9 protein-coding genes are annotated in these 7204 nt (G+C 71.1%); 3 read left to right on the top strand and 6 right to left on the bottom strand.

Going from position 1 to position 7204, the window contains the following annotated elements:
• Nucleotides 1-63: 63 nt before the first annotated feature.
• From IH13_RS0121220 to IH13_RS0121195, 6 genes are all read right to left on the bottom strand, one after another.
• Complete coding sequence (locus IH13_RS0121220; RefSeq protein ID WP_031086764.1) at nt 64-1452, bottom strand: 8-oxoguanine deaminase; 1389 nt, start codon at nt 1450-1452, stop codon at nt 64-66.
• A gap of 312 nt (nt 1453-1764) precedes the next feature.
• Nucleotides 1765-2688, bottom strand: coding sequence for a factor-independent urate hydroxylase (gene pucL / locus IH13_RS0121215; RefSeq protein ID WP_031086763.1), 924 nt, complete (start codon nt 2686-2688; stop codon nt 1765-1767).
• 6 nt (nt 2689-2694) lie between these two features.
• Nucleotides 2695-3084 carry a hydroxyisourate hydrolase gene (gene uraH / locus IH13_RS0121210; RefSeq protein WP_031086762.1) on the bottom strand — a complete coding sequence of 130 codons (390 nt, stop codon included), beginning with the start codon at nt 3082-3084 and terminating at the stop codon, nt 2695-2697.
• Between the two features lie 5 nt (nt 3085-3089).
• On the bottom strand, nt 3090-3626 hold the full coding sequence (gene uraD / locus IH13_RS0121205) for a 2-oxo-4-hydroxy-4-carboxy-5-ureidoimidazoline decarboxylase (protein WP_031086761.1): 537 nt from the start codon (nt 3624-3626) through the stop codon (nt 3090-3092).
• Nucleotides 3627-3781: 155 nt separating this feature from the next.
• The gene (locus IH13_RS0121200) at nt 3782-4159 is read right to left on the bottom strand and encodes a helix-turn-helix domain-containing protein (protein ID WP_031086759.1); all 378 of its coding nucleotides are present in this window, start codon (nt 4157-4159) and stop codon (nt 3782-3784) included.
• Nucleotides 4156-4407 carry a YkoF family thiamine-binding protein gene (locus IH13_RS0121195; protein WP_037841935.1) on the bottom strand — a complete coding sequence of 84 codons (252 nt, stop codon included), beginning with the start codon at nt 4405-4407 and terminating at the stop codon, nt 4156-4158. The genes IH13_RS0121200 and IH13_RS0121195 overlap by 4 nt, the downstream gene beginning before the upstream one ends.
• A 277-nt stretch (nt 4408-4684) precedes the next feature.
• Between IH13_RS0121195 and IH13_RS0121190 the strand changes: the two genes are divergently transcribed.
• The 3 genes from IH13_RS0121190 to IH13_RS0121180 all read left to right on the top strand — a co-directional run.
• The gene (locus IH13_RS0121190) at nt 4685-5506 is read left to right on the top strand and encodes a TIM barrel protein (RefSeq protein ID WP_031086756.1); all 822 of its coding nucleotides are present in this window, start codon (nt 4685-4687) and stop codon (nt 5504-5506) included.
• A gap of 46 nt (nt 5507-5552) precedes the next feature.
• Nucleotides 5553-6446, top strand: a complete 894-nt coding sequence (locus IH13_RS0121185) for a 2-hydroxy-3-oxopropionate reductase (protein WP_031086754.1) — start codon at nt 5553-5555, stop codon at nt 6444-6446.
• A 178-nt stretch (nt 6447-6624) separates the two neighbouring features.
• On the top strand, nt 6625-7204 hold a 580-nt coding region (locus tag IH13_RS0121180), incomplete at its 3' end, for a catalase (RefSeq protein ID WP_031086753.1).

Genomic DNA, 7204 nt, shown 5'->3' with positions numbered 1-7204 from the left:
CCGGCCGAGGGCCGTCCCCCTCGGCCGGCCGGTCAGGGGATGTGCCGCCTGCGCCTCGGGCTGTCAGGCTCCGGCGGCGATCCGTGCCAGGCGCCGGGCCTCGTCGCGGGTGGCGCGGGCGACGGCGTCCTCGTCCACCGTGGCGAGATGGCCGTCCTCGACGACGGGCCTGCCGCCGACGAGGGAGAGGGTGACGGGGGCCGCCGCTCCGAGGACGAGCGCGGCGACCGGGTCGGCGATGGAGGCGTGCGCCAGGGTGTCCAGCTTCCACAGGACGAGGTCGGCGAGCTTGCCGGCCTCCAGGGAGCCGGTCTGGCCGGCGCGGCCGAGCACCTGGGCCCCGCCGTACGTCCCCATGCGCAGGGCCTGACGCGCGTTCAGGGCCTTCTCACGATGGGCGCCGAGGCGGTTGACCAGCAGCGCGTTGCGCAGCTCGGTGTGGAGCTCGCCCGACTCGTTGGAGGCGGTGCCGTCGACGCCGAGGCCGACCGGGACACCGGCGGCGAGCATGTCGGGGACCCGGGCGATCCCGGCTCCGAGGCGGGCGTTGGACGACGGGCAGTGGGCGACGCCGGTGCCGGTGCGGGCGAATGCGGCGATGTCCGCGTCGTTCATGTGGACGCAGTGCGCCATCCACACGTCGTCGCCGAGCCAGCCTGTCTTCTCGAAGTAGCCGGTCGGTCCCGTGCCGAACCGTTCCTCGCAGAACCGCGCCTCCTCGACGGTCTCCGAGCCGTGGGTGTGCAGCCGCACGCCGCGCCGCCGGGCCAGTTCCGCGCCCTGCACGAGGAGTTCGGTGGAGACCGAGAAGGGTGAGCAGGGCGCCACGGCGATCTGGGTCATCGCGCCGGAGGAGGGGTCGTGGTACGCGTCGATCGTCGCCTCGGTGGCGGCGAGGGCGTCCTCCAGGGTCTCGACGGCGAAGTCCGGCGGCAGCCCTCCGTCCTTCTCGCCGCGGTCCATGGACCCCCGGGCGAACGTGAAGCGCAGGCCCGTCTCGCGGGCGGCTTCGATGATCGCGCCGGAGAGGTCCCCGGAGCCCCGCGGGTAGATGTAGTGGTGGTCCGTCGCGGTGGTGACACCGCCACGGGCCATCATGGCGAGTGAGCCCTGGGCGGCGGCGCGGACCATCGCCTCGTCGATGCGGGCCCACGTCGGGTACAGGGCGGTGAGCCAGTCGAAGAGGTGGTGGTCGGTCGCCAGGCCCCGGGTGATCCACTGGTAGAAGTGGTGGTGGGTGTTGACCAGGCCCGGGGTGGCGAGGTGGCCGGTGGCGTCGATCCGCCGTACGACTCCGGTGAGCCCCTCGGGGGCCGGGCCGGCGCCGACGGATTCGATGCGGTCGTCCGCGACGACGACGTGCCCCGAGGCGTACTCGGTGTCACGGGCGTCGACGGTCGCGATCGCACAGTTCTCCAGGACGAGGCGCTGAGGGTCTGCCGGGGCTGCCATGGCACTTCCTTCTTCTCTCTGTGGAGGGCGGACGCCGGCACGGTCCCGGCCGAGGAGGCGGCGTCGGCGTACGGCAGCCGGCCGGTTCCCGGCGGAGCGTCCGGAGCCGAAGGGCCGGAGGGGGACGCGGCCGGCGGGTGGATGCCGCGTGGGAGGGGGGCTCCCGTCCGCCGGGTGGGCTTCCCTGCCGGCGGCGGGCGGTGGTGCGGTGCGCGGCCGTTCGCCGGCCCCGTCGCGGATCGTGCCGTGGTGGTCCTCCGGGATGACCGGCCCCGCCCGGCCGTGGGCGGAGGGGGCCGGTCCGGCGCCGCGTCAGAGGTTGGTCAGGTCGACCGGGATCCTGGCCTCCGCCCCGTCCCGGAGCACCGTCGCCTCGATCAGGCCGTAGGGCCGGTCGGCTGCGAAGTAGACCTCGTTGTCGTTCTTGAGGCCGAAGGGCTCCAGGTCCACGAGGAAGTGGTGGTTGTTGGGCAGTGAGAAGCGGATCTCGTCGATCTCGCTGCGGCTGTTGATGATGCGCGAACCCATCTGGTACAGGGTCTGCTGGAGCGAGAGGGAGTACGTCTCGGCGAAGGCCTCGAGCATGTGCTTGCGCGCCTGCTGGTAGGACTTCTCCCAGTTCGGCATGGGCCGCTCGTCGTCGGTCCAGTTGTAGCGCCACTTGGCGGACACGTCGGTCGCCAGGATGCGGTCGTACGCCTCCTTGAGGGTGGTGTACCTGTCCTTGACGTAGCCCCAGAACTCCGAGTTGGTGGAGTTCAGTACGGTGAGGTCCTTGAGGCCCGAGACGACCTCCCACCTCTCGCCGTCGTAGGTGATCTGGGCGGTGCGCAGCTCCTGGCCCTTGCGGACGAAGGAGTGCTGGACCTCGTCGGCCCCGATGAAGCGGGAGTTGCCGTCGGAGGTCGCTATGCGCTCCCAGGCGTACTCCTCGATCCGTATCCGGGCGACCTTGATCGGTTCCTGGGAGGTCACGAAGTGGCGGGCGAGGTGGATGCCGAACTGCTCGGCGGAGTCGATGCCGTGTTCCTTGGCGAAGGCGAACACGGTGTTCTTGGTGGTGTCGGTCGGCAGGACGTTGGCGTTGGAGCCGGAGTAGTGGACGTCCTCCATGTCACCGGAGAGGGCGACCGAGACGTTGAGGTCCTTGATGTGGTGGGTGTCGCCGTCCCGCACGATCCTGACGACGCGGTTCTCTGCTTTGCCGTACTGGTTCTGGCCGAGAATCGTTGGCATGGTCTGCTAGCTCCCTCGGTAAACGGAGTAGCCGAACGGGTTGAGCAGCAGCGGTACGTGAAAGTGCTCCCCCGGGGTGACGGCGAACGTGATCGCCACCTCCGGGAAGAACGCGCCGCTGTCCCTTACGCGGGGGGCGTCCTGCTGCGCCTCGGCTTGCTTCTTGACGAAGTACGTCCCGGTGTCGAAGCCGAGGCGTACGTGGGTGGTTCCTTCCGGCAGGGCCGGCAGGTTCTTGCAGCGCCCGTCGGCGTCGGTGGCGGACGTGCCGAGCGTCACGTACGGCGCGTCGTCGCCGCTGCGCGCGGCGAGGGAGACGGCGACGGACGCGGCGGGGCGGCCGATGCTGGTGTCCAGGATGTGCGTGGACACCGACGCGGTCGTTTCGGTGCTCAAGTCCGTCACTCTCCTGCTTCGGGGTGGTCCGGTACGAGGGTCTCCCGTACGAGACGGGTCAACCGGATGCGGTTGATCTTGCCCAGTTCGGCGCGCACGATCTCCTGCTCGCGCTCGGGCGTGTTGCCGATGCGGGCCTTCACGGCGTCGCGCATCTGTGCACCGGTGGCTCCGGTGGCGCAGATCAGGAAGACGTGTCCGAACCGTTCCTGGTAGGCCAGGTTCAGTTCGAGCATCTCGGTCCTGAGCTCCTCGGAGGCGCCGGCCATCCCCCGCTGTTCGCGGGAGGAGGTCGGGTCGCCGGGCTTCGGGCGGCCGATCGGCGGGTGGCCGGCCATCGCTTCGGCCAGTTCGCGTGGGGTGAGGCGGGCCGTGGCGGCGTCGCCGGATCGGAGCAGGTCTTCCTCGGTGGCGTACGGGCGCCCGCCGAGGACGGCGTCCGCCCATGCCTGACCGGCACAGATCTCGTGCAGCGTCGCGGTGGCCTCGTCGTCCGCCAGGGAGTTGAACCGGGCGATGCCCGGGGTGGAACTCGAAGTCACGGGAGCCTCCGTGGCCGTTTTCCGCTGGGCGTTGTTCGGGCTGCCGATAGCTAACGCCCTCGACAACACGACGTCAACAGTTTGTTGAAATTCCACGAACGGAGAAGGCCGCCGTCCAGGGATGCGGACGGCGGCCTTCCGTTACGTTCGGTCAACTACTCGCCCTGAGCGGCGTGTTCCCGGTTCAAGTAGTTGTAGACGGTGAACCTCGAGACACCCAGGGCGCCCGCCACGGTCTCCACACCGTGCCGCACCGAGAAGGCGCCGCGTGCCTCCAGGGCCCGCACGACGGACTGCTTCGTCCTGCGGTCCAGGCCGGCGAGCGGCGCGCCGTACCTCTTCTCCATGGCGGCCAGGACGTGGTCCAGCGACGCGGAGAGCCGGGGCAGGCGTACGGCGACGACGTCTCGGCCCTCCCAGGCGAGCACCACGTCGTCCGGCTCGGCCTGGCCGAGGGCGAGCAGCTCGGCGCCCATCGCGTCGGCGAGCGGCTTGACCGCCGCGACCAGCGGATGATCGGCGGATTCGGTCACCGCTCACCCTCCCCGACCACGTTGACCTGGAGCGAGACCCGGGTGGCGCCGGAGGCCAGGGCCCGGCGCAGCAGGCCGTCCACCGCGGTGAGCACTTCGTCGGCCCCGCCCTCCGCGGTGTTGCCGAAGGGCCCGACGTCGACGGCGTCCAGCTCCGCGGACTGGATGACCTCCCGGGCCACCACCGCGTGGGCGGGCGCCTCGTCGAGATCGAAGGGCTCGGTGGTGAACTCCACCCGCAAGCGCACTGTGCCTCCTTGAATGTCCCGGGGGTACGCACTGCCGCCGCCCCCGGCCACGACTGTAACGACCCGCCGCCCGGGCCCGCACGTCCCGGCGGACCGGAGCCCCGGACCGGACAAGGGCCGCCGCGGACCGCGCGAGCACACCGCCGCCCACGGCCGTTCGGGACGGGCTCACGTACGCCGACTTCGCATCCCCCCTTGACAGCCTCACCCGCCGCCCGGCAATCTTCCGTTGAGCAGAAAGATACTTCCGCAATACGGAAGGAGTGCCGAGATCCTCATGGGATACCCGGACCACCGCTTCGATGTGAACCTTTCGATCCTCTTCACGGAACTCCCGCTCCTGGAGCGCCCCGCGGCCGCCGCCGCGGCGGGCTTCACGGCGGTCGAGCTGTGGTGGCCCTGGATCGAGACCCCGACCCCGCCGCAGGCGGAGCTCGACGCCCTCAGGAGGGCGCTCGACGACGCCGGCACCCAGCTGGTGGGGCTGAACTTCTACGCCGGGCGGCTTCCCGGCCCCGACCGCGGCGCACTCTCGCTGCCCGGGGCGGAGTCGGACCGCTTCCGCGCCAACGTCGAGGTGGCGTCCGCCTTCGCCGCAGCCACCGGCTGCCGTGCGCTCAACGCGCTGTACGGCAACCGCGTGGAGGGCGTGGACCCCGCCGCCCAGGACGAACTCGCCCTGGAAAACCTGGCCCTGGCGGCCCGCGCGGCCCACGGCGTCGGGGCGGTCCTGCTGATCGAGGCCCTCAACCGGCCTGAGTCGCCGCGCTATCCGCTGCTGAGCGCCCGGTCGGCGGTCGAGGTCGCCGACAAGGTCAACGAGGCCACCGGCCTGGGCAACGCGACGTTCCTGCTGGACCTCTACCACCTGTCCATGAACGGCGAGGACCTCGGCCAGGTCATCAAGGCGTACGCCGCGAGGACCGGTCACGTCCAGATCGCCGACAACCCGGGGCGCGGCGCACCGGGCACCGGCTCGCTCCCCCTGGAACGGCTCCTGGACGAACTGGCCGACGCCGGTTACGCGGGCATGGTCGGCCTGGAGTACAAGCCGGGCGACCGGCCGAGCGCGGAGTCCTTCGGCTGGCTCGGGTCCTGAGCCGACGCCGCCCCCCGTCCACACGTTTTCATCGGAAGGCACCCTCATGAGCAGCAACCTCCCCAAGGTCGCCTGGATCGGTCTGGGCATCATGGGCTCGCCCATGTCGGAGAACCTGGTCAGGGCCGGGTACGACGTCACCGGGTACACCCTGGAGCGGGCCAAGGTCGACCGGCTCGTCGCGGCGGGCGGCAGGGGCGCCGCCTCGGTCGCCGAGGCCGTACGCGACGCCGACGTGATCGTCACCATGGTCCCCGCCTCCCCGCAGGTCGAGGCGATCGCCTACGGCCCCGACGGCGTCCTGGAGAACGCGAGGAGCGGCGCCCTGCTGATCGACATGTCGTCGATCACCCCGCAGACCTCCGTGGACCTGGCGAAGCACGCGAAGGACAAGGGCATCCGCGTACTGGACGCCCCCGTCTCCGGCGGCGAGGCCGGCGCGGTCGAGGCCGTGCTCTCCATCATGGTCGGCGGCGAGCAGCCCGACTTCGACGCCGCCCGCCCGCTGCTGGAGGCGCTCGGCCGGACCATCGTGCTGTGCGGTCCGCACGGCTCCGGCCAGACGGTCAAGGCCGCCAACCAGCTCATCGTCGCGGTGAACATCCAGGCGTGCGCCGAGGCCGTGGTCTTCCTGGAGAGGTCCGGGGTCGACCTGGCCGCCGCGCTCGACGTGCTGAACGGCGGACTGGCCGGCTCGACAGTCCTGACCCGCAAGAAGGACAACTTCCTGAAGCGGGACTTCGACCCCGGCTTCCGGATCGACCTGCACCACAAGGACATGGGGATCGTCACGGACGCCGCCCGCACCGTCGGCGCCGCGCTGCCCGTCGGCGCGGTCGTGGCCCAGCTGGTCGCCTCGCTGCGCGCCCAGGGCGACGGCGGGCTGGACCACTCGGCGCTGCTGCGCTCGGTCGAGCGCCTCTCCGGCTCCCAGGTCTGACACGGCCTGAAGGCCCCTCGCACTCCGGGCCGCGGCGGCGCCGACACCTGTCCTGTCGCGCCCAGGCGTCGCCGCGGTCCGGAACCATTCACTCCGAATTCAACAAACTGTTGACGCACCGTTCGCGCCGAACCTACGCTCCCCCACACCGTCAGCAGCCCTCGTACGGAAGGTCTCCATGTCCCCGCGTGTGCTCACCACCGAGTCAGGCGCCCCGGTCGCCGACAACCAGAACTCCGCCACGGCCGGTGCCGGCGGGCCGGTCCTGATCCAGGACCAGCACCTGCTGGAGAAGCTGGCCCGCTTCAACCGTGAGCGCATCCCGGAGCGCGTCGTGCACGCCCGCGGCTCCGGCGCGTACGGCTACTTCGAGGTGACGGACGACGTCACCGCCTGGACCCGCGCGGACTTCCTGTCCGAGGCCGGCCGGCGCACCCGGACGTTCCTGCGCTTCTCGACGGTCGCCGACTCCCTCGGCGGCGCCGACGCCGTACGCGACCCGCGCGGTTTCGCCGTCAAGTTCTACACCGACGAGGGCAACTACGACCTGGTCGGCAACAACACCCCGGTCTTCTTCGTCAAGGACCCCGTGAAGTTCCCCGACTTCATCCACTCGCAGAAGCGCGACCCGTTCACGGGCCGCCAGGAGCCCGACAACGTCTGGGACTTCTGGGCGCACTCCCCCGAGGCGACGCACCAGATCACCTGGCTGATGGGCGACCGGGGCATCCCTGCCTCCTACCGCCACATGAACGGCT

Origin of the sequence: Streptomyces sp. NRRL WC-3549, assembly GCF_000721935.1 — a bacterium.
In the GTDB taxonomy this organism is placed as follows: Bacteria; Actinomycetota; Actinomycetes; order Streptomycetales; family Streptomycetaceae; genus Streptomyces.
This window is presented reverse-complemented; position numbering and strand designations above follow the sequence as displayed.

Excerpts from the sequence above, each read along its gene's own strand:
- pucL (WP_031086763.1), bottom strand. The coding sequence starts at position 2,688 with ATGCCAACGATTCTCGGCCAGAACCAGTACGGCAAAGCAGAGAACCGC.
- IH13_RS0121220 (WP_031086764.1), bottom strand. The coding sequence starts at position 1,452 with ATGGCAGCCCCGGCAGACCCTCAGCGCCTCGTCCTGGAGAACTGTGCG.
- IH13_RS0121185 (WP_031086754.1), top strand. The coding sequence starts at position 5,553 with ATGAGCAGCAACCTCCCCAAGGTCGCCTGGATCGGTCTGGGCATCATG.
- IH13_RS0121190 (WP_031086756.1), top strand. The coding sequence starts at position 4,685 with ATGGGATACCCGGACCACCGCTTCGATGTGAACCTTTCGATCCTCTTC.